The organism is Streptococcus cristatus (assembly GCF_003943815.1).
Taxonomy (GTDB): Bacteria; Bacillota; Bacilli; order Lactobacillales; family Streptococcaceae; genus Streptococcus; species Streptococcus cristatus_F.
In genome coordinates this window covers 67,917-89,115 of the sequence record NZ_RJNA01000007.1, presented here as the reverse complement: position 1 = coordinate 89,115, position 21,199 = coordinate 67,917, and the positions used below count along the sequence as shown (strand labels likewise).

At 43.6% G+C, this 21,199-nt stretch carries 24 protein-coding genes; 19 read left to right on the top strand and 5 right to left on the bottom strand.

Annotation, left to right across the window (positions count from 1 at the left end):
* On the bottom strand, positions 1 to 627 hold the full coding sequence (locus tag D8872_RS06130) for a TVP38/TMEM64 family protein (protein ID WP_125390310.1): 627 nt from the start codon (positions 625 to 627) through the stop codon (positions 1 to 3).
* Positions 628 to 823: 196 nt separating this feature from the next.
* Here D8872_RS06130 and D8872_RS11020 point away from each other — a divergent pair, with 196 nt between their 5' ends.
* The 12 genes from D8872_RS11020 (at position 824) to D8872_RS06070 (ending at position 9,314) form a co-directional block, all read left to right on the top strand.
* Positions 824 to 1,516 (top strand): hypothetical protein, encoded by a 693-nt coding sequence (locus D8872_RS11020; RefSeq protein WP_260471678.1) that lies wholly within the window; start codon positions 824 to 826, stop codon positions 1,514 to 1,516.
* Between the two features lie 43 nt (positions 1,517 to 1,559).
* Positions 1,560 to 2,222 (top strand): hypothetical protein, encoded by a 663-nt coding sequence (locus D8872_RS06120; RefSeq protein WP_260471677.1) that lies wholly within the window; start codon positions 1,560 to 1,562, stop codon positions 2,220 to 2,222.
* 183 nt (positions 2,223 to 2,405) lie between these two features.
* Entirely contained in the window at positions 2,406 to 2,933 is a 528-nt protein-coding gene (locus D8872_RS06115; protein WP_164549600.1) for a YqeG family HAD IIIA-type phosphatase, read from the top strand.
* A 6-nt stretch (positions 2,934 to 2,939) separates the two neighbouring features.
* Positions 2,940 to 4,046 (top strand): ribosome biogenesis GTPase YqeH, encoded by a 1,107-nt coding sequence (gene yqeH / locus D8872_RS06110; RefSeq protein WP_125390309.1) that lies wholly within the window; start codon positions 2,940 to 2,942, stop codon positions 4,044 to 4,046.
* Between the two features lie 108 nt (positions 4,047 to 4,154).
* Positions 4,155 to 4,466, top strand: a complete 312-nt coding sequence (gene yhbY / locus D8872_RS06105; protein WP_125390308.1) for a ribosome assembly RNA-binding protein YhbY — start codon at positions 4,155 to 4,157, stop codon at positions 4,464 to 4,466.
* 28 nt (positions 4,467 to 4,494) lie between these two features.
* Entirely contained in the window at positions 4,495 to 5,127 is a 633-nt protein-coding gene (locus tag D8872_RS06100; RefSeq protein WP_009659864.1) for a nicotinate-nucleotide adenylyltransferase, read from the top strand.
* Positions 5,124 to 5,717 (top strand): bis(5'-nucleosyl)-tetraphosphatase (symmetrical) YqeK, encoded by a 594-nt coding sequence (gene yqeK, locus D8872_RS06095; RefSeq protein WP_125390307.1) that lies wholly within the window; start codon positions 5,124 to 5,126, stop codon positions 5,715 to 5,717. The genes D8872_RS06100 and yqeK overlap by 4 nt, the downstream gene beginning before the upstream one ends.
* Entirely contained in the window at positions 5,718 to 6,221 is a 504-nt protein-coding gene (locus D8872_RS06090) for a cysteine hydrolase family protein (RefSeq protein ID WP_125390306.1), read from the top strand.
* 9 nt (positions 6,222 to 6,230) lie between these two features.
* Positions 6,231 to 6,596: a ribosome silencing factor gene (gene rsfS / locus D8872_RS06085; RefSeq protein WP_002915774.1), complete on the top strand. Its 366-nt coding sequence runs from the start codon at positions 6,231 to 6,233 to the stop codon at positions 6,594 to 6,596.
* Positions 6,597 to 6,670: 74 nt separating this feature from the next.
* On the top strand, positions 6,671 to 7,405 hold the full coding sequence (locus D8872_RS06080) for a class I SAM-dependent DNA methyltransferase (RefSeq protein WP_125390305.1): 735 nt from the start codon (positions 6,671 to 6,673) through the stop codon (positions 7,403 to 7,405).
* A gap of 15 nt (positions 7,406 to 7,420) precedes the next feature.
* Entirely contained in the window at positions 7,421 to 8,164 is a 744-nt protein-coding gene (locus tag D8872_RS06075; RefSeq protein WP_125390304.1) for a hypothetical protein, read from the top strand.
* A gap of 55 nt (positions 8,165 to 8,219) precedes the next feature.
* Complete coding sequence (locus D8872_RS06070; RefSeq protein ID WP_125390303.1) at positions 8,220 to 9,314, top strand: nucleotidyltransferase; 1,095 nt, start codon at positions 8,220 to 8,222, stop codon at positions 9,312 to 9,314.
* 352 nt (positions 9,315 to 9,666) lie between these two features.
* On the opposite strand, the gene D8872_RS06060 is transcribed toward D8872_RS06070, so the two are convergent.
* From D8872_RS06060 to rsmG, 3 genes are all read right to left on the bottom strand, one after another.
* Positions 9,667 to 10,053, bottom strand: coding sequence for a bleomycin resistance protein (locus tag D8872_RS06060; RefSeq protein ID WP_125390302.1), 387 nt, complete (start codon positions 10,051 to 10,053; stop codon positions 9,667 to 9,669).
* A gap of 11 nt (positions 10,054 to 10,064) precedes the next feature.
* Complete coding sequence (locus D8872_RS06055; protein WP_125390301.1) at positions 10,065 to 10,892, bottom strand: exodeoxyribonuclease III; 828 nt, start codon at positions 10,890 to 10,892, stop codon at positions 10,065 to 10,067.
* A gap of 210 nt (positions 10,893 to 11,102) precedes the next feature.
* On the bottom strand, positions 11,103 to 11,816 hold the full coding sequence (gene rsmG / locus D8872_RS06050; protein ID WP_125390300.1) for a 16S rRNA (guanine(527)-N(7))-methyltransferase RsmG: 714 nt from the start codon (positions 11,814 to 11,816) through the stop codon (positions 11,103 to 11,105).
* Positions 11,817 to 12,107: 291 nt separating this feature from the next.
* Here rsmG and D8872_RS06045 point away from each other — a divergent pair, with 291 nt between their 5' ends.
* Entirely contained in the window at positions 12,108 to 12,665 is a 558-nt protein-coding gene (locus D8872_RS06045; protein ID WP_045500951.1) for a LemA family protein, read from the top strand.
* Positions 12,666 to 12,674: 9 nt separating this feature from the next.
* Positions 12,675 to 13,571: a zinc metalloprotease HtpX gene (gene htpX / locus D8872_RS06040; protein WP_125390299.1), complete on the top strand. Its 897-nt coding sequence runs from the start codon at positions 12,675 to 12,677 to the stop codon at positions 13,569 to 13,571.
* Between the two features lie 53 nt (positions 13,572 to 13,624).
* Here htpX and D8872_RS06035 read toward each other — a convergent pair whose 3' ends face one another.
* A complete protein-coding gene (locus D8872_RS06035; RefSeq protein ID WP_062122998.1) occupies positions 13,625 to 14,848 on the bottom strand; it encodes an MFS transporter in 1,224 nt (407 codons plus the stop codon).
* 247 nt (positions 14,849 to 15,095) lie between these two features.
* Here D8872_RS06035 and rsmH point away from each other — a divergent pair, with 247 nt between their 5' ends.
* The 5 genes from rsmH (at position 15,096) to D8872_RS06010 (ending at position 21,079) form a co-directional block, all read left to right on the top strand.
* Positions 15,096 to 16,046 carry a 16S rRNA (cytosine(1402)-N(4))-methyltransferase RsmH gene (rsmH, locus tag D8872_RS06030; protein ID WP_062123001.1) on the top strand — a complete coding sequence of 317 codons (951 nt, stop codon included), beginning with the start codon at positions 15,096 to 15,098 and terminating at the stop codon, positions 16,044 to 16,046.
* Between the two features lie 5 nt (positions 16,047 to 16,051).
* Entirely contained in the window at positions 16,052 to 16,372 is a 321-nt protein-coding gene (gene ftsL / locus D8872_RS06025) for a cell division protein FtsL (protein ID WP_005591835.1), read from the top strand.
* Complete coding sequence (gene pbp2x, locus D8872_RS06020; protein ID WP_125390298.1) at positions 16,365 to 18,650, top strand: penicillin-binding protein PBP2X; 2,286 nt, start codon at positions 16,365 to 16,367, stop codon at positions 18,648 to 18,650. Before ftsL ends, pbp2x begins: the two co-directional genes overlap by 8 nt.
* A gap of 1 nt (position 18,651) precedes the next feature.
* On the top strand, positions 18,652 to 19,635 hold the full coding sequence (gene mraY, locus D8872_RS06015) for a phospho-N-acetylmuramoyl-pentapeptide-transferase (RefSeq protein WP_125390297.1): 984 nt from the start codon (positions 18,652 to 18,654) through the stop codon (positions 19,633 to 19,635).
* Between the two features lie 100 nt (positions 19,636 to 19,735).
* Positions 19,736 to 21,079 carry a DEAD/DEAH box helicase gene (locus D8872_RS06010; protein WP_125390296.1) on the top strand — a complete coding sequence of 448 codons (1,344 nt, stop codon included), beginning with the start codon at positions 19,736 to 19,738 and terminating at the stop codon, positions 21,077 to 21,079.
* Positions 21,080 to 21,199: the final 120 nt, after the last annotated feature.

Here is a 21,199-nt window from a genome sequence, read left to right as displayed (position 1 = left end):
TTATTTTGCGAGCCATTTCCAGAAGAAATCAATAATATAGGTCAGTCCGTAAGTGTAGATGATGAGGGTGATGGGTTTGCAGAGTACGATAATCAGCATGTACTTTTTGAAGGTCATCTTGGTCAAGGCGGCCAGCATACAGAGGAAATCAGCGGGACTGATAGGCCAAATCATCATAAAGATAAAGAAACGCTCAAAGCGATTGCCCTCATCCAGCCAGCCCACATACTTGTCATAGGTCCGCTTGCTGACGACGGACTGGACAAAGGCTGGTCCGTAGGTGCGAGCTAGATAGAAGATGATGGCACAGCCAATGACGATGCCAACATAGTTGTAGATGGTGCCGACGATATGCCCGTAGATAAAGATGCCTGCAACAGAGGTCAAGGCGCCAGGGATAATGGGCACGACCGTCTGCAAGATTTGCAGGAAGATAAAAAGAGGTGGTCCCCAGACGCCTGCTTGTCTGATAAAGGCAGACAAGGTTTCCTTGGACTGGAGGATTCCTGCATAGTAGGCCCAGATACAAAAGGCCACTGTCCCCACAGCTCCGATGATGGACGACCAGTTGATGATTTTTTGCAAAAAGGGAGAAACAGCTTTCATTTCTCGATCCTTGCTTGCCATAGGCACCTCCAAGAGAATTATTCTTATATCTACTATAGCATCTTTTGCCTTTTTTGTAAGCTTTGAAGCTATAGGTGCTAAAAAGTATGAAAGATGATATAATGATGTGACTAGCGAGCAATCATCTATGAGTATTCAAAAACCAAGGAGAGTGCTTGTGCTCGAACTAAAAAATCTATGAGTTAGGAGAGTTGTAGTGGAAGAATATTTAAACTTATATCATCAAAAAATGTGGGAGATTGCTTTCGGTAATGTCGTAACAGTATTTTTCAATCCTTATACAATTGTTTTCGTTCTACTCATTTATCCTTATTATATTTTGAGTGACCTATTGGCAAGGAGATGGAAACGTCTTTTGGTAATGATCTGTCCTCCTTTTATTTTGTTCCTTCTTTGTATGGTTGCGGAGTATGCCCACAGTTATGATAAAATTATGAATCCAGCTTCAATATACAACGATTCTTTAATGGTCGCTTCACTAAAGAGTGAAAGAGCTCTACCGATATTTAAGCATGTAGATGAAATCCCCTTAGCTAGTATTGATGGAGAGCTTAAGAGAGAAGATATTTTAGTATTTGCGGCATCTAATCCTACATATTATGATAGTTTATTTGGTGGTATAGCACCGTTTTTAGTAGACGAGTGGAGGGTAGGGACAAATTTTCTAGTTGCTTTAGTAGGCTACGAAGAGAGAAATGGTAAATGGCAATCTGTTGACATTCGCATTGCCCCAGGTGTTGAGGAGAAGGATTTTCAGAAATTTTCTAAGGTTCTTCATATTAAAAAAGATGAAGCAGAGGGTGCTACCAGTATTATTCTCGATCTTCAAGAATTTTATGAATTAAAATTACGGAAAGAAAAAGATGGTCACGGGCTGGACTATGAGTAAGCTTGAGCCCAGGCTAAAAATTCTATGAGTTAGGAGAGTTATAGTGGAAGAATATTTAAACTTATATCATCAAAAAATGTGGGAGATTGCCTATGAGAACCTCATAAGAACATTTTTCCACCTTAATACAATTATTCTCTTTGTACTATTCTTAAGTATTTGGTACTTCTTTTTCGGAAAAAAACGGATTTTACTATTTATAGCTAGTTATTTTTTCTTGTTCCTTTTGGGTGGAGCCGTGGAGTATGTGAATAGCTATGACAAAATTATGAGTCCAGATTCAATTTATAACAAAGACGTTCTTTACTATTCGTTAATTCCAGTAGAAATTCGCTTACCGATTGAGTATGTAGATGAGCAGCCCTTATCTAGTGTTGATGGAGAGCTTAAGAAAGAAGATGTTATACTGTTTGCACTATCTAATCCTTCATATTATGATGGTCTTTTTAGTGATACAGCATATTTGTTAACAGGTGAGCATAGACTAAGGGAATCATTTTTAGTTGCTTTAGTAGGATACGAAGAGAAAGATGGTGAATGGGAATCTGTTGACATTCGCATTGCCCCTGGTGTTAAGGAAAAGGATTTTCAGAAGTTTTCGAAGAAACTCCATATCAAAAAAGCTAAAGAATCGTCTTTTAATGGCGTTGTCAGTTATCTTCAAGAACTTCATGAAAAAAAGTTAGAGAGCGAAAAAAGTAAATAGTGGTCTTATGAGCATGAATATTGCCCATTTTAAAATGAAGCTTCCCGCTTGGGGAGCTGTTTTCATTTGTTTGGGAAATAGGAAGTGGGAATCTCCTAATGGCTCTTGGAAGAAATGGGGTTATAGGTGCCAAAAAGCCTATTTTATGCTATAATAGTGCGAATACGATTTTTGGAGAGAGATGTGGCAATTGAAGATTACATGCCGGACTTTGCGGTTGAGGCGGTTTACGATTTGACAGTAGAGAGTTTGAAAAGGCAGGGCATCAAAGCTGTTTTGGTGGATTTGGATAACACCCTGATTGCTTGGAATAATCCTGACGGAACCCCAGAGATGAAGAAGTGGCTCCATGATTTGCGGGATGCGGGTATTCGGATTATCGTGGTGTCCAATAATAACCAAAAACGGGTCAAGCGAGCTGTTGAAAAGTTTGAAATTGACTATGTCTACTGGGCTATGAAGCCTTTCACTTGGGGCATTGACCGAGCGCTCAAGCTTTTTCATTTTGAAAAAAAGGAAGTGGTCATGGTGGGGGACCAGCTCATGACGGATATTCGGGCTGCTCATCGGGCCGGGATTCGCTCGATTTTGGTCAAACCGCTGGTCGAGCACGACTCTATCAAGACCCAGATTAATCGGGCGCGTGAACGCCGTGTGCTCAAGAAAATCACTGAAAAATACGGCCCAATTCAATACAAAAAAGGAATTTAAGAAAGAATGGAAGAACTTCTCTGTATCGGCTGCGGAGCCCCTATTCAGACAGAAGATAAGAGCCAGCTAGGCTACACGCCCCAGTCGGCTCTAGAAAAAGGCTTGGAAACAGGCGAACTCTATTGCCAGCGCTGTTTCCGCCTGCGCCATTATAATGAAATTAGCGACGTCCAGCTGACGGATGATGACTTTCTGCGACTTCTCCACGAAGTTGGGGATAGCGACGCCTTGGTCGTCAATGTTGTCGATATTTTTGACTTTAATGGGTCAGTCATTCCTGGCCTGCCTCGCTTTGTTGCAGGAAATGATGTGCTCTTAGTCGGGAATAAAAAGGACATTCTGCCTAAGTCGGTCAAGGATGGTAAGGTGACCCAATGGCTGACGGAGCGGGCTCACGAAGAAGGTCTGCGTCCAGTTGATGTCATTCTGACCTCTGCTCAAAACAAGCAGGCCATCAAGGACTTGATTGATAAGATTGAGCACTGCCGCAAGGGACGTGATGTCTATGTGGTCGGTGTGACCAATGTGGGCAAGTCTACTCTGATTAACGCCATTATTCAGGAAATCACGGGTGATAAGGATATTATTACGACTTCGCGCTTCCCGGGTACAACTCTGGACAAAATCGAGATTCCTTTGGCGGACGGCAGTCATATCTATGATACACCGGGCATCATCCATCGGCACCAGATGGCTCACTATCTTTCTGCTAAGAATCTCAAATACATCAGTCCCAAAAAGGAAATCAAGCCCAAAACCTATCAGCTCAATCCAGAGCAAACCCTCTTTTTGGGTGGTTTAGGTCGCTTTGACTTTGTGGCAGGTGACAAGCAAGGCTTCACGGCTTATTTTGACAATGAGCTCAAGCTCCACCGGACTAAGTTGGAAGGCGCCAGTGACTTTTATGACAAGCATGTCGGCAGTCTCTTGGTTCCGCCAGTTGGCAAGGAAAGGGAAGAATTTCCAGCCTTGGTCAAGCATGAATTTACCATCAAGGACAAGACGGATATCGTCTTCTCTGGTCTGGGTTGGATTCGCGTCAGTGGACCTGCCCGCGTAGCCGGCTGGGCGCCAGAGGGTGTGGCGGTTGTCACTCGGAAAGCCATCATTTAATTATTTAAAAAACCAAGGGGGAAGAAATTCCCTTAAAATAAGGAAGGAAAAGGCGATGAGTAGTGGGGAAAAGCAGATCCCAACTGACCTCAAGCCTTATAGAAAAACATGACACTAACATCAAAACAACGGGCCTTTCTCAACAGTCAGGCACATAGTCTCAAACCCATCATTCAGATTGGGAAAAATGGACTCAATGACCAAATCAAAACCAGCATCCGTCAGGCGCTGGACGCGCGCGAGCTGATTAAGGTTACGCTCTTGCAAAATACGGATGAGAATATTCACGAGGTCGCGGAAATTCTGGAAGAGGAAATCGGAGTGGATACGGTGCAGAAGATTGGCCGGATCTTGATTCTCTACAAGCAGTCCAGGAAGAAGGAAAATCGCAAACTCTCTGTTAAAGTCAAGCAAATTTAAGGAAAAATTTCTGTGGAGATGTCAGCCTATGGCTATTGAATTACTGACCCCCTTTACCAAGGTGGATTTAGAACCAGAAGTTAAAGATAAAAAACGCAAGCAGATTGGCATTTTAGGTGGGAATTTCAATCCTGTCCACAATGCTCATTTGGTCGTGGCGGATCAGGTCCGGCAACAGTTAGGCTTGGATCAGGTTCTGCTTATGCCAGAGTATGAGCCGCCCCATGTGGACAAGAAAGAGACCATCGATGAAAAGCATCGGCTGAAAATGCTGGAGCTGGCTATTGAGGGTATTGAAGGCCTAGGAATTGAAACCATTGAGCTGGAGCGCAAGGGAATTTCCTATACCTACGACACTATGAAGCTGCTGACAGAGCAACATCCAGATACGGACTATTACTTTATCATCGGTGCGGATATGGTGGACTATCTTCCCAAGTGGTACCGGATTGATGAGCTGGTTGAGCTGGTTCAGTTTGTCGGTGTTCAGCGGCCGCGTTACAAGGCGGGGACTTCTTACCCTGTCATCTGGGTGGATGTGCCGCTTATGGATATTTCCTCCAGTATGGTGCGGGATTTTCTTGCTCAGGGACGGACTCCTAATTTCCTGTTACCTCAGCCAGTCTTAGACTATATTGAGAAAGAAGGGCTTTATCTATGACCTATGAAAGCTATATCAGCATGAGCCGTGAGGCCTTGCTGGCTAAGATGGAAACTGTTATGCCCGAGAAACGCCTGCGGCATTGTCTAGGTGTGGAAAAGGCTGCCCGAGAATTAGCGGAGCGCTTCGGTCTTGATGTTGAAAAAGCGGGTCTGGCAGGACTCCTACATGACTATGCTAAAAAAGTCTTGGATGAGGAATTCCTATCCTTGATTGACAAATACCGGCTAGATCCTGACCTAAAAAACTGGGGCAATAATGTCTGGCATGGAATGGTGGGCATTTACAAGATTCAGGAAGATTTAGTCATCGAAGATGCTGAGATTCTGCGAGCCATCGAGATTCATACAGTAGGGAGTGCCACCATGTCTGAGCTGGACAAGGTCGTCTATGTCGCCGACTATATTGAGCACAACCGGGATTTTCCGGGAGTAGACAAGGCTAGAGACTTGGCTCAGCGGTCGCTCAATCAAGCTGTGGCCTATGAAACAGCAAGGACTGTGGAGCATTTGGCTCGCAAAGGGATGCCCATCTACCCGCAGACCTTGGAGACTTATAATGCCTTTGTGCACTATTTGAAAGAGGACTAAATGAAGACGGCTTTTATAATCATTGATGTTCAGAATATTTTAGTGGAAACTGGTTTTCAGACAAAAAGTCTATTGGAAAAAATTTCTTATTTACAAAACCAGGCTAGAAGTAAGAATATCGAAATTATTTATATTCAACATATTGAGAACCCTGAAGCTCGAACAGCAGAAGATTGGCAGTTATCTGCACTTTTAAATCGAAAAACTGATGAGAAGGTCTTTCAAAAGAAGTATAATAGTATTTTCAAAGAAACTGGCTTAAAAGAATACTTGGATAAACAGGGGATTGAAAAATTAGTTTTATGTGGTATGCAGACTGAATATTGTGTGGATACCTCTGTCAAGGTTGCCTTTGAATATGGCTATAAGCTTATTGTTCCAGAAGGAACTTGCACAACGTTTGATAGTGATGACATTCCAGCAGAAACGATAAATGAATTTTATGAGGACATTTGGGACGGACGTTTTGCGGATGTTCGAGATTACAAAAACATTTTTAATTAAAGAGGAACTATGAAAGAACAAGAATTATTGGAACTGGTCGTGAAGGCGGCCGATGAAAAGCGTGCAGAAGATATTGTGGCTCTGGACTTGCAAGGTCTGACTACTGTGACAGACTACTTTGTCATCGTCAGCTCGATGAACAGCCGTCAGCTGGATGCAGTAGCTGAAAATATCCGTGAGAAAGCTGCTGCGGCTGGAGTTTCTGCTGGTCATGTTGAGGGAGACGCAGCTGGTGGCTGGGTTCTCCTTGACTTGGGCGGCATCGTTGTTCATGTCTTTTCTGAGGAAATGCGGGCGCATTACAATCTGGAAAAACTCTGGCACGAAGCAACTGGTGTGGATGTTGCTGCCTTATTGGAAGAAAAAAACAAGTGATTTTTTGCCCTTAGGCAGAAAGCAGAATTCGGCTCAGTCAGCCTGCTGGCTGGGCTATTTTTGAAAGGAAAAGTATGGCAACTTATGAAACCTTCGCGTCGGTTTACGATGCGATTATGGATGATTCTTTGTATGAGAAGTGGACGGATTTCAGCTTGCGTCATTTTCCCAAGGATAAGAAAAAGCTATTGGAGTTGGCCTGTGGTACGGGCATCCAGTCTATTTCTTTTAAGCAGGCTGGTTTTGATGTGACGGGGCTGGATCTGAGTCAGGAAATGCTGGATTTGGCAGAGAAGCGTAGCAGAGGGGCTGGTTTGGACATTCCCTTTATACAAGGAAATATGCTGGATTTGAGCGGTGTTGGTCAGTTTGATTTGGTGACTTGTTACTCGGACTCGATTTGCTATATGGAGGACGAAGTGGATGTCGGTCAGGTCTTCGCAGAAGTTTACCAGCATCTAAATGAGGGCGGTCGCTTTATCTTTGACGTACATTCGATTTACCAGATTGATGAGGTTTTTCCAGGCTATTCTTATCATGAAAATGCTGAAACCTTTGCCATGGTCTGGGATTCTTATGCGGACGAACCGCCTCATTCCATCGTGCATGAGCTGACCTTCTTTGTCCAAGACGAGGATGGGCGTTTCACGCGCCATGATGAGGTACATGAGGAGCGGACCTATGAAATTCTGACTTACGATATCTTGCTGGAGCAGGCTGGTTTTAAGAATGTCAAGGTTTACGCGGACTTTGAGGACAAGGAGCCGACCGACAAGAGCGCTCGCTGGTTCTTTGTGGCGGAGAAATAGGAGATGTAGTTTATAATGGTTTGGATGTTTTTGGGATATTTTTTATTTTATTTAGTGAAATTTTATTATAAAACATGGAATATGAAACAAATTAGTGTTTTTTTAAATTCAATAAAGAAAAATTTAAAGGAAATATATTCAAGCGACTGGGAATTTTTTAGTAATCAGTCATCGTCTGCAAAAACAATCAAAATTTTATTGTTCGTGCTAGGAGTGATAATTGTAGTCATCTTATGTAGTTTATACATAATCAGATTGTTATTGAAATATCCAATTTCATTTCTTAATAAGATATTAGATACAGAGAAAGAAAATGGTTTTGAGTTTTTAAAATACGTTATATTTCCAAGTCTTTCAGCTTTTTCTTTTGTAAAATACTTGCAATCAGTAAAAACTCATAGTAATGTATTGGAATTAATTATAAAATTTTATTGTGGAATTTCAAAAACAATATCGGATCATCAATTAATAATATTATTTATGATCTTATTTTTATTTGTTTCACCCTATCTGTTGAAGTTTATCACAAAGAGAGAACCTAAAATAACAAAAGATGTTTTAAATTATTTCTCTATATGGCTTCAATTTATTACAATTATGTTCTTATTTATTTTAATAGTTGGAACTTATTTTCTTTTATTAGAAGATTTAAACAATAGTCAGATTGATTCATATACAATCATCCCAATATTTATTGCAGGGTGTATGACTTGTTCAAAAATTATTATAAAATTTCTAACCACTATAAAGGGAATATAAACATTATCTGTATAGTGGAAGAAATTATTATCTACTATGAACGGAGGTGGTACAGATGACCATCACAGGTATTATCGCGGAGTTCAATCCTTTTCATAATGGGCATAAATACCTGCTGGATCAGGCAGAGGGACTGAAAATTGTTGCCATGTCAGGGAATTTCATGCAGCGTGGAGAGCCTGCTATCGTGGACAAGTGGACTCGGGCTCAGATGGCTTTGGAAGCTGGAGCGGATCTGGTTCTTGAGCTGCCTTTCTTGGTCAGCGTTCAGGCAGCGGATTTTTTCGCTAAGGGGGCAGTAGACATCTTAGAGAGACTGGGCATCGAACAGCTGACTTTTGGGACCGAGGAAGTGCTGGACTACGAGAGTATTTCCAAGGTCTATGGTGAAAAGGCAGAGCAGATGGAGGCTTATCTGGCTGGCTTGCCTGATTCCCTATCTTATCCTCAGAAGACTCAGGCTATGTGGCAGGAGTTTGCAGGGCTCAATTTCTCAGGCTCCACTCCCAATCATATCTTGGGCTTGGCCTATGCCAAGGCTGTGGCGGGAAAGGCGATAAAGCTGTGCCCGATTCAACGTCAGGGGGCTGGTTATCATTCCTTGTCAGCTGATCAAGAATTTGCCTCCGCAACTGCCCTTCGTCAGAAGTTGGATCAGCCAGACTTTATCAAAAAATTCACCCCAGCCTATCACTTGCTTGAAACGGCACCCAAGGTGACTTGGTCGGATCTCTTTCCTTATCTCCATTACCAGATAGTGACCTATCCTGATTTGACGGACTACTATCAGGTCAATCAGGAGTTGTCCGTTCGGATTAGGGAGGCTCTGAAAAGCAGTGAGACCATAGAAGAGCTAGTTGAACAGGTGGCGACCAAGCGCTATACCAAGGCTCGGGTCCGGCGTCTGCTGACCTATATCCTGGTCGGAGCTAGACAAGAAGAGCTTCCGTCTGGCATCCATATTTTAGGCTTTTCCGAGCAGGGACGTCAGCATTTGTCCAAGCTTAAGGGAAAAGTTGACTTGGCCAGCCGAATCGGCAAGGAGCCATGGGACGGTTTGACCCAGCAGGCTGACAAAGTTTATCAGCTGGGCAATCCTGCACTGGCGGAGCAGGATTTTGGACGCTTTCCACTACAAAATACCCTCTGATAGTATAGATAGATTTGAGAAATTTACTTGTAAATAGAGAGTGGGACAGAAATCGTTAATTCGTTAGAATTCGATTTCGTCGTCCCACCTCCGCACAGTTGAGTAGGGCTGTAAAAGCTGATGAAATCAGCGTAGTAGAGCCCACTCAACCACTGCGTCTTGCTCGACACTCCAGAGACAAGTGAGGAGTTTGGGACAAAAAGATTTCAATTTTTAAAAATCTTAATTATTAAGCCCTTCAAATCTATAATTAAATGCGAAAAGCGAACAAAGTAGAATTCTGATTACCAGAAAACTAGTTTTGTTCGCTTTTTATATTTGAGGTCGGACTTTTGTCCCAAACTCTTTTTTCTTATTCACTAAATCGTAGGAAATATCCATCTGGATCCAAAACCCCAAATTCATGGGGATAAATAAAGCTATCTCCTACTCGAAATTCTCTTTTGGTCAGCGGACGATGGATGGGATAGTCAGCTTCCAGCAGTTTTTGGTGGAGCTGAGGGACATCCTCGATGCCAAAGGAAATATTGACACCGCGTCCGAAAGGATAGGTCAGTTGGGCTAATTCTTCTGCGCTGCCTTCTTCTAGCATGAGTTGGCAGTCTTCAAGCGAAAGGAAGAGAAATTTCTCCTCGGGACGCTCGTATTCGACAGAGAAGCCCAGTAGGTCGCAGTAGAAGAGGCGCGATTTTTCGATGTCAGATACCATAAATTCGGGAATGACAGCTTGATAGTCCATCGGATTCCTCCTTAAAGTTCAATTTCCATGACAATCGGAGTGTGGTCTTGCCGTGCACCAGAGTCAATCATATCAGACTTGATCACCTTTTCAGCCACGCGATTGCTGGTCAGCCAGTAGTCGATTCTCCATCCTGTGTTGTTGATTTTAGAAGTCTTGCTGCGCTGTGCCCACCAAGTGTATTGGTTAGGGATATCGCCGTGCAAGTGGCGGAAGGTATCGGTAAAGCCTTTAGCCAGTAGGTTGGTGAAACCGGCGCGCTCTTCGTCGGTAAAGCCTGGTGAACGGCGGTTGCTGGCTGGATTGGCCAGATCGATTTCCTTGTGGGCTACATTATAGTCGCCGGTTGCGAGGACTGGTTTTTGTTCATCTAGTGAAGCCAAGTATTCAGCGTATTTGACATCCCAGACCTGACGTTCTTCCAAGCGTTTGAGGCCATCGCCAGCATTGGGCGTGTAGACCTGAGTGACGAAGAAGTCGTCAAACTCCAGCGTAATGATGCGGCCTTCGACATCCATGGTTGAAGGAGCTCCGATTTCTGGGAAGGTTACGATGGGTGTCAGCTCTTTTTTGTAGAGAAACATAGTTCCAGCATAGCCTTTGCGGGCTGGCTCTTGGGAGGAGCGCCAAGTATTTTCATAGCCTGGGAAGAGCTCTTCTAAAATCTCAAGATGTTTTTTAGTCGGGCCTTTAGCAGAAAGCTTTGTTTCCTGAATAGCGATGATATCCGCATTTTCTGCTTGCAAGGTCCGAAGGACAGCCTGAGAGAGTTGAGCGCGGGCAGAATCACTGGTCAAAGCAGCGTTGAGAGAGTCAATGTTCCAAGAGATGAGTTTCATAAAATGTCCTTTTCTAGTAGAAATTTCCTGAGTTTATTATACCAAAAGATAGAGTTGATTTATAGCAAAGTGATTGTGAGAGGCTTGAAAAGCATGAAAGATTTTCGATAATAGCTGGTGTATAAAATTTTAAATACTCGATCATCATAGATGGCATTGCCCAAATTGATGTCTTGGAAGTTATTGACAAGACTGACGAATGTTTTCTTCTTACAATGGCCTTTTATTTGGCATACCGGCCTTGCGGGGGTATTTGTTGGGCGTTTCTTTCTTCTTTTCAACCACTGTGATAAAGCGGGGATCACCGTTTGGTAGGGCATAACTGAGGTTGTCTTGGACCTTGCTAAAGAGTAAGTTGAGGGCATTTTTTGCTTCTTCCAGTTCTTCAGGAGCGTTGGAAGCCTTGAGTGCTAGGAGCTTCCCGCCAACTTTTAGATAGGGAATGGTCAGTTCAGATAGGACCTGCATCCGAGCGACTGCACGGGCAGTCACTCGGTCAAATTGAGCTCGAAAAGCCTTGTCCTGTGCAAAGTCTTCTGCACGACCGTGGTAGAAGTGAACCTTGTCCAACCCGAGCTCCTCTGCAAGTAGTTTTAGGAAGTTGATGCGTTTGTTGAGGGAGTCAATGATAGTCACATCTAGCTGGGGGCAGATGATTTTCATAGGGAGACTGGGAAAGCCGGCCCCAGCTCCGATATCCAGCAGCTTAAGCTCTTGATTGTCAATCAGACCTTGCAAAACGGGCGCAATTGAATCATAGAAATGTTTGAGATAGACTTCATTTTTCTCTGTGATAGCTGTCAGATTGATTTTTTCATTCCATTCGACCAGAAGTTCAAAATAACGCTCAAACTGGTCTTTCTGGCGGTCGGTCAGCTCGATTCCTTGCTGGCTCAATAGCTGGTAAAATTCTTGCGGTGTCATAGTTTCATCCTTGTTTGTCAGTATTCATTCTATTATATCATAAAACAGAGTAAGGTGCTTCTGACGATTGGCTTCTTGGGTACCCAAGGATTAGATACTGACTTGCCCTGACTTATAGAGTTTGTTTTCTAGAAAAGTGAAGAAGCCATTCCTAGATATTTGACCATTTTGGTGTTTGAATATTACTCAAGCTAAAGCTCTTTTACTAGATGACATGTCAAGAAAGACAGGTTGAGCTTTTTTTGTTATAATAGGTGAAATCAAATCATAAGGAGTATCTTTATTATGTCCATGTTTTTAATTATTATTGCAGTTGTGGCAGTTGTAGCTATTTTCGTGATTTCTGTTTACAATGGTCTTGTTAAAAGCCGTATGCAAACTCAAGAGGCTTGGAGTCAGATTGATGTCCAGCTCAAGCGCAGAAATGACCTGATTCCCAACCTTTTAGAGACGGTTAAAGGTTATGGGAAATATGAGAAATCAACCTTGGAAAATGTTACTCGACTGCGTAACCAAGTAGCTGCTGCCTCATCACCTGCCCAAGCTATGGAGGCTAGTGATGCCCTGACTCGTTCGATTTCTGGTATCTTTGCGGTTGCTGAGAATTACCCAGATCTTAAGGCAAATACAAACTACTTGAAACTTCAGGAAGAGTTGACAAATACAGAAAATAAGATTGCTTATTCTCGTCAGCTTTACAATTCAGTAACCAGCAACTACAATGTCAAAATGGAAACTTTCCCAAGCAATGTCATTGCAGGTATGTTTGGCTTCAAAGCAGCAGACTTTTTGAAGACACCAGAGGAAGAAAAGGCTGTTCCTAAAGTGGATTTTAGCGATTTGGGGTAGGTGGCCACTATGTTGTTTGACCAAATTGCCAGCAATAAAAGGCGCACTTGGGTTCTCCTCGTCGCCTTCTTTGCTCTTTTAGCTTTGATTGGGGCTGCTGTCGGCTATCTTTGGCTCGATTCTCCCTTTGGTGGGATGGCCATCGCCTTTATCATCGGTGGTATTTATGCTGTCAGTATGATTTTTCAGTCCACAGAGATTGTCATGTCGATGAACGGTGCGAGGGAAGTTTCCGAGGAAGAGGCGCCTGAACTCTATCACGTTGTACAGGATATGGCCATGGTGGCTCAGATTCCTATGCCTCGGGTCTTCATCGTAGAAGATGCCTCGCCCAATGCCTTTGCGACTGGCTCAAAGCCTGAGAATGCGGCTGTGGCTGCTACAACTGGCTTGCTTGCCCTCATGAATCGTGAAGAGCTTGAAGGTGTAATGGGGCATGAAGTCAGTCACATTCGTAATTATGATATTCGCATTTCGACGATTGCAGTGGCGCTTACAAGTGCTGTCACGATGCTATCTAGCATGGCTGGGCGCATGATGTGGTTTGGCGGTGGTGGCCGTCGAAGAAACGATCGGGACAATGACAATGGCTTAGGAATTGTTTTGATGATTGTCTCTCTACTAGCTCTTCTTTTGGCGCCGCTTGCTGCAACATTGGTGCAGTTGGCTATTTCCCGTCAACGTGAGTATCTGGCAGACGCTTCAAGTGTTGAGCTGACCCGTAATCCTAAGGGCATGATCAATGCCCTGTTGAAGTTAGACAATAGCCAGCCCATGGAGCACCATGTAGATGATGCTAGTGCAGCCCTCTATATCAATGATCCTAAGAAGAAGGGTGGCTTGCAAAAGCTCTTCTACACTCACCCACCAATTTCTGATCGGGTAGAAAGATTGAAAAATATGTAAGAAGGAAGTCTAGGCTTCCTTCTTTTTTGTATGGAATTGCGACGATTTTTACTCTAGTTGTTTTTGAGACTGAGTAGAAGGCAGACACCGCTAAGTAGAGAGAAGACCAACCAAGCGCTTCCCATATTCCAAAGGCCGAGACTAGTGAAAAGCATGCTTCCTAGCGGAATGGAAAAGGTAAAGAGCATGGTGAGAAAGTTGGAGGTTTGGGCTAATACTTCTGGAGGAAGTTTACTCAGCAGCATGCTGTTGATTTTAGGATTGATTTTTCCAGAGATATACATGAGAAAGGTCAGAAAGAAAATTCCCAAGAGAGCAGGAGCTTGGAGTAAATTGCTGATGCCTAAGAGGAGGAGAGCTAGCGAGCACCAAACGACGAGTCGCATCAGAGAGAGCTTGGAAAAATAATCATTTGAGAAGGCACTGGCAGAGATAATCCCAATCACTGTGCAGGACTCGATAATGAGCAGAGACTGGCTCAGGTTTAGTCCCCAAAATGGGTGATCCAATAAATAGAGATTGTAGAGTCCCATGATAGAGCCGGCCAGTGCATTTAAGAGGAGGACTTGAAGCAGCACTAGCAGGAAGTTTCCAATTTTTTCTTGTTCAAAAATCATTTGGACATTCTGGTAAAGGTCTTTCATCTGAGCCTTGAAAGGAAGCTTTTCCTCTGTAACAGCAGGGGCATCATGGGTGAGTTTTTGGCGAATCAGATAAAGAGTGCTTGAGGAAAGTAGGAAGCAGAGGGCATTAATGAGGGCAACCATAGCGAAATTCTGCTGGCTGATACTAAGTAACCAGACACCCAAGGCTTGCCCAGCAAAATTTCCTAAAAAAGTGAGAAGTTGAGTGAAGGAGTAAGCTTCCATAAAATCTTTCTCTTCAATATTTTTCTGTAAGATAGGCATCTGTAGGCCACTGCGATAGTCGCTGATAATGTCAGAAAAGATATTGAGAAAGCAGACGGTAGCAAAGGCTAGGTAGGAGGCGGACTTGGTTAGGAGGGCGACTAGGGTGAAGAGGAAGGCCTGCAAATAACCTAGATGAATAAGCCAGCGGGCCTTTTGAATGGTTTTGTCAGCTTTCATCCCGACAAAGACTGTGAAAAAGGTAGGAACAAGAACGATAAAATTGGCAATACCAACGGCAAACTTGGGTTGGGGCATGCTAGAAGCAAATACGATAAAGACGATATTATAGATAGAAGAGCCTAGGATATTAAAGATCCGTGACAGACTGATAAAGGCAAATAGTCTATTTCTTAAAGCAAGTTTCATAATAAATCTCCTTTGGGGACGAATCAATTTCGGAATGGTAAGAAATTCCAACTCGCAATGCATTGGTAGTTATGATTATAGCAAAATGTGGCATGCCCGCAAGGCCTTTTCGCTGACTGGTAGAAGCTCGTAGGCCAAGTGGTAAATATCTGAAAGTGACTTGCAAAAGCTATAAGGTAGCCTATCAAAAGCTGATATATTCTTTTAGATTTTTTTTTATACATGAATGTGATATAATAGATAGGATATGACAAAAGAATTTCATCACATTACTGTACTTCTTCACGAAACGATTGACCAGCTTGATGTTCAGCCAGATGGCATCTATGTTGATGCGACCTTGGGCGGAGCTGGTCACAGCGAGTATCTTTTGAGCAAGCTGGGAGACAAGGGGCATTTGTATGCTTTTGACCAAGATCAGACTGCGATTGACAATGCCAAAAAACGTCTGGCTCCCTACATTGAGCGGGGCATGGTGACCTTTATCAAGGATAATTTCCGCAATCTCAAGACTCGTTTGAATGAAGTAGGGGTCGAGAAGATTGATGGAATTTGTTATGACTTGGGCGTATCTAGTCCGCAGCTGGATGAACGGGAGCGCGGTTTTTCTTATAAGCAGGACGCTCCTTTGGATATGCGGATGAATCAAGAAGCTGCCTTGACAGCTTACCAAGTTGTGAATCACTATCCTTACAACGATCTAGTCCGTATTTTTTTCAAATATGGCGAAGATAAGTTTTCCAAGCAGATTGCCCGTAAGATCGAGCAGGCGAGAGAAATCAAGCCTATCGAAACGACGACGGAGCTGGCGGAGATTATCAAATCAGCCAAACCTGCTAAGGAACTGAAGAAAAAAGGTCATCCAGCTAAGCAGATTTTTCAGGCTATTCGGATTGAGGTCAATGACGAGTTGGGAGCGGCCGATGAATCCATTCAGCAGGCTATTGATTTGTTGGCAGTGGGGGGGCGCATTTCAGTGATTACTTTTCATTCGCTGGAAGATCGCCTGACCAAGCAACTGTTTAAAGAAGCTTCAACCGTAGATGTTCCCAAAGGTCTGCCTTTCATTCCAGATGATTTGCAGCCCAAGCTGGAGTTAGTTTCACGCAAACCCATTTTACCAAGCAAAGAAGAATTAGAAGCCAATAATCGCGCCCATTCTGCGAAATTGCGCGTGGCTAGGAAGGTGCATGAGTAAGTTTCATGGCAGAAAGAAAGCAACACCCTATTCAAAAACGGATTCGGAAATTTTCTCGAGTCGAAAAAGCCTTCTATGGCTCCATTATTTTAACAGCGATTATCCTTGCAGTTAGTATTGTGTTTATGCAGACCAAACTGTTGCAGGTCAATCATGATTTGACTGAAGTTAATGCTCAGATTGAGTCAGAGCAGGCTGAATTGGATAATATTAAGCAAGAAGTGAATGAATTGACACGTTATGAAAGGCTGTCCCAGTTGGCCAGCTCTCAGGATATGAAACTCCAAAAGGGAAATCGTAAGACAGTGAGTACAACCAATGAGTAATAGATTTTTAAAAAACATCCAGCGATATGCTTTAAAAAACAGACAGACACCCGAATACAATCGAAGAAGAGTGGGAAAAAGCATGAGTGCTTTAGCTGTCTTTCTTTTTTTCATTTTCTTAATTAATTTTGCGACGATTATCGGGACAGATCAAAAATTCGGTGTTAATTTGTCAAAAGGTGCCAAGCAAGTGCACCAAAAGACAGTCGTCGTCGCTGCCAAGCGAGGAACGATCTATGATCGCAACGGTGTCCCGATCGCTGAAGATGCAACGACCTATAATATTTATGCTGTTATTGATAAAAATTACAAATCCGCCGCTGGCAAGGTCCTCTATGTAGAGGAGTCCCAGTATGAAAAGGTTGCTGAGATTCTTAATCAACATTTAGGAATGGATAAGGACTATGTTAAGCAGCAACTTGCGCAAAAGGATTTAAAACAGGTTTCTTTTGGTTCTCAAGGAAATGGGATCACCTATAGTACTATGAGCTCTATCCGGCAGGCGATGGAGAAGGAAAAGATAGAGGGAATTGATTTCACAACCAGCCCTAACCGCAGTTATAGTAACGGTATCTTTGCTTCGCAATTTATCGGTCAGGCTCAGATGCAAGAGGATAAGGACGGCAATAAGACGCTTGTAGGGAAATCCGGGATGGAGCAGTCGCTAGACCGTATCTTAGGTGGTCAGAATGGCCTGGTTACCTATGAAAAAGACAGTAAAGGGAACATCATCCCAGGTTCAGAGGAAGTTTCTGTTAAGACAGAAGACGGAAAAGATGTGTATACAACCCTCTCTGCCCAGCTACAGACATACTTGGAAACGCGGATGGATGCCTTCCAAGAAACAGCTAAAGGAAAATTTGTCAGTGCGACTTTGGTCAGTGCCAAGACAGGCGAGATTTTAGCAACAACCCAGCGTCCGACTTATAATGCGGATACCAAAGAGGGCCTGAATGTAGATCATTTGAAAACTTGGAATAGCTTCCTTTACCAGACGCAGTATGAGCCTGGTTCAACGATGAAAGTTATGACCTTGGCTTCAGCGATTGATAATGGAAGCTTTAACCCAAATGGAACATTCGATAGCTCAGAATATAAGATTGCAGATGCTACCATCCGCGACTGGGATGTGAACATGGGGTTAGCAACAGGACAAGTCCTGACCTATGCTCAAGGCTTTATTTTCTCAAGTAACGTTGGTATGACACGCATTGAGCAGGATATGGGCAATGCCAAGTGGATCGATTATCTATCGAAGTTCAAATTTGGCTTACCGACTCGTTTTGGGATGGGCTATGAAGAATATGGTGCCCTGCCGGCAGATAATGCTGTAACCATTGCCATGAGTTCCTTCGGACAAGGGATTGGGGTAACCCAAGTACAGATGCTACGTGCCTTTTCAGCTGTGTCAAATGATGGTGTCATGTTAGAGCCGAAATTTATCTCTGCCATCTATGACTCAAAAACGGGTAGCGCTCGTAAATCTCAGCCAGAAATTGTCGGTCATCCAGTTTCAGAAAAAGCAGCGAAAACGACTCGAAATTATATGATTCAGGTCGGTACAGTTCCTTATTATGGAACCCTGAATATCGGTGGTGAGCCGGTTATCCAAGTTGCTGGGCAAGATGTGGCCGTGAAATCCGGAACAGCCCAAATTGCGACAGATAAGGGCTATTTGGAAGGGGAGAATAATAACATTTACTCCGTAGTAGCCATGACGCCGGCAGAAAGTCCAGATTTCATTATGTATGTCACTGTTCAGCAGCCCGAAGAGAAATTCTCCCCTCTTTTCTGGCAGGAAGTTGTCAATCCAGTCTTGGAAGAAGCTGTGGCGCTTAAAGACAGTTTAAATCTGACTGGAGATAGTCCTGCTTTGGAATTGGTTGAAAAAGAAACAACCTATAAAATGCCATCTATCGATGGTTTGACCAAGCAACTGAAGCTGAAAAATCAAATCAGCCCAGGAGGCTTGGCTGATGAACTTCGCCGCAATCTGGTACAGCCAGTCATCCTAGGAACAGGCAGTGAAATCAAGAAGGTTTCTGTAAAAGAAGGACAAGAACTGAAAGCCAATCAACAGATTTTGATTTTAAGTGATAACTTTGAAGATTTGCCAGATATGTATGGCTGGACCAAGGAAAATGTAGAGCAATTTGCTGAATGGCAAGGGCTGGAAGTCAATTTTAAAGGCAAAGGCTCAAAAGTTGTCAAGCAGAAGGAGAAGGTCAATACAGACCTGAAAAAATTGAAAAAAATAACCGTTACATTGGGAGACTAGCATGTTAACAGCAATTATTGCAGGAATTCTGACCTTTATCCTAACGCTTGTTGGGATTCCTGCCTTTATCCGTTTTTACCACAAGGCTCATATTTCAGGCCAGCAAATGCACGAGGATGTCAAGCAGCATCAGGCTAAGGCTGGAACGCCGACGATGGGGGGAACCGTCTTTCTGGTTGCTTCTGTTTTGGCTAGTTTTGTGACAGCTTTGTTTTCCCAACAACTGTCCAACGGCTTGATTATGATTCTCTTTATCTTGGTTCTCTACGGCATTGTTGGCTTTTTGGATGATTTCCTCAAGGTCTTCCGTAAGATCAACGAAGGCCTGAATCCTAAACAGAAACTAGCTCTGCAGCTGGTAGGGGGAGTTATCTTTTACTTCTTCTACAATCAGCACGGGGCAGGAGACTCTCTCAATGTCTTTACGATTCCAGTGCAGCTAGGCTTCCTCTATATCTTCTTCGTCCTCTTTTGGCTGGTTGGTTTCTCCAACGCTGTCAATCTGACCGATGGAATTGATGGCTTGGCTAGTATCTCCGTTGCGATTAGCTTGGTGGCTTACGGAGTCATTGCTCTGGAGCAGAAGCGCTTTGACCTTCTGATTGTCATTATCAGCATGATTGGTGGTTTGCTAGGCTTCTTTGTCTTTAACCATAAGCCAGCTAAAATCTTTATGGGGGACGTGGGAAGCCTTGCCTTGGGTGGTATGCTTGCAGCCCTCTCCATTGCCTTGCACCAAGAGTGGACCTTGCTTCTCATCGGAATCGTCTATGTCTTTGAAACGACTTCTGTTATGATGCAGGTGACTTATTTCAAGTTGACGGGTGGCAAGCGGATTTTCCGTATGACACCAGTCCATCACCACTTTGAACTGGGTGGCTTTTCTGGGCATGGTCAGCCTTGGAGCGAATGGAAGGTTGATTTCTTCTTCTGGGGCGTAGGCCTCTTAGCCAGCTTGCTGACTTTGGCCATTCTATATTTGTGATATGAAGGTGGGTGTAAGCCCGCCTTTTCTTGTCCTGAGCCGAGCAGAAAAGATATTTTTTTGGTATAATAGATAAGATTAAGAGTAAACAGAGGAAAAAATGAAATTTACAGAATTTAACTTTAAAGATTATATCCAGGAAGCCCTCAAGGATCTGAACTTTGTGGAGGCGACAGAGGTTCAAGAAAAGCTGATTCCAGTGGTATTATCTGGCCGAGACTTGGTCGGGGAGTCCAAAACCGGATCAGGTAAAACTCACACCTTCTTGCTGCCTATCTTCCAGCAATTAGATGAAGAGGCGGACAGTGTCCAAGCGGTGATTACAGCACCCAGCCGAGAATTAGCGACCCAGATCTATCAGGCAGCCCGTCAGCTAGCTAGCTTTTCAGAGCAAGAGATTCGAGTAGCCAACTATGTCGGCGGAACTGACAAGGCTCGTCAGATTGGCAAGCTAGAGTCCAGCCAGCCCCATATCGTCATTGGGACGCCAGGGCGGATTTATGACTTGGTTGAGTCAGGCGATTTGGCTATCCACAAGGCCCACACCTTTGTTGTGGATGAGGCTGATATGACGCTTGATATGGGATTTTTGGAGACGGTAGACCGGATTGCGGCTCGCTTGCCTAAAGACCTGCAGTTTTTGGTTTTCTCAGCTACTATTCCGCAGAAGCTTCAACCTTTCTTGAAAAAATACCTGTCTAATCCGGTCATGGAGCAGATTAAGACCAAGACGGTGATTGCCGATACCATTGATAACTGGCTCCTGTCAACCAAAGGGCGAGATAAGAATGCCCAGATTTATGAGATCAGTCAGATCCTTCAGCCTTATCTGGCGATGATTTTCGTCAATACCAAGACTCGTGCGGATGAATTGCAGGCTTATCTGACTGCGCAAGGGCTAAAAGTGGCCAAGATTCACGGTGATATCCCGCCGCGGGAGCGCAAGCGTATTATGAATCAGGTCAAGAATCTGGATTTTGAATACATCGTAGCGACAGACTTGGCAGCTCGAGGGATTGATATTGAAGGTGTCAGCCATGTCATCAATGATGCCATTCCGCAGGATTTGTCTTTCTTTGTCCACCGCGTTGGTCGGACGGGACGAAATGGTCTTCCCGGCACAGCCATTACCCTTTATCAACCGAGTGACGATTCAGATATTCGAGAGTTGGAAAAGCTGGGTATCAAGTTTACTCCTAAGATGATCAAAAATGGTGAATTTCAAGATACCTACGACCGAGATCGCCGTGCTAATCGGGAGAAGACCAAGGAGAAGCTGGACACAGAAATGATTGGTCTGGTCAAGAAGAAAAAGAAAAAAATCAAGCCAGGCTATAAGAAGAAAATCCAATGGGCGGTTAATGAGAAGCGCCGCAAGACCAAGAGAGCTGAAAATCGTGCACGTGGTCGGGCAGAACGCAAGGCTAAGCGCCAGACATTCTAGCCATAAATTCTTTTTATGGCAGATATAGAAAAATTATATTTTAAAGACCAGTGAAACTATGATAGACTAGGATTACTGGTCTATTTTATTGTCATTTCCCACTTAGCTATTAAAGGTTTA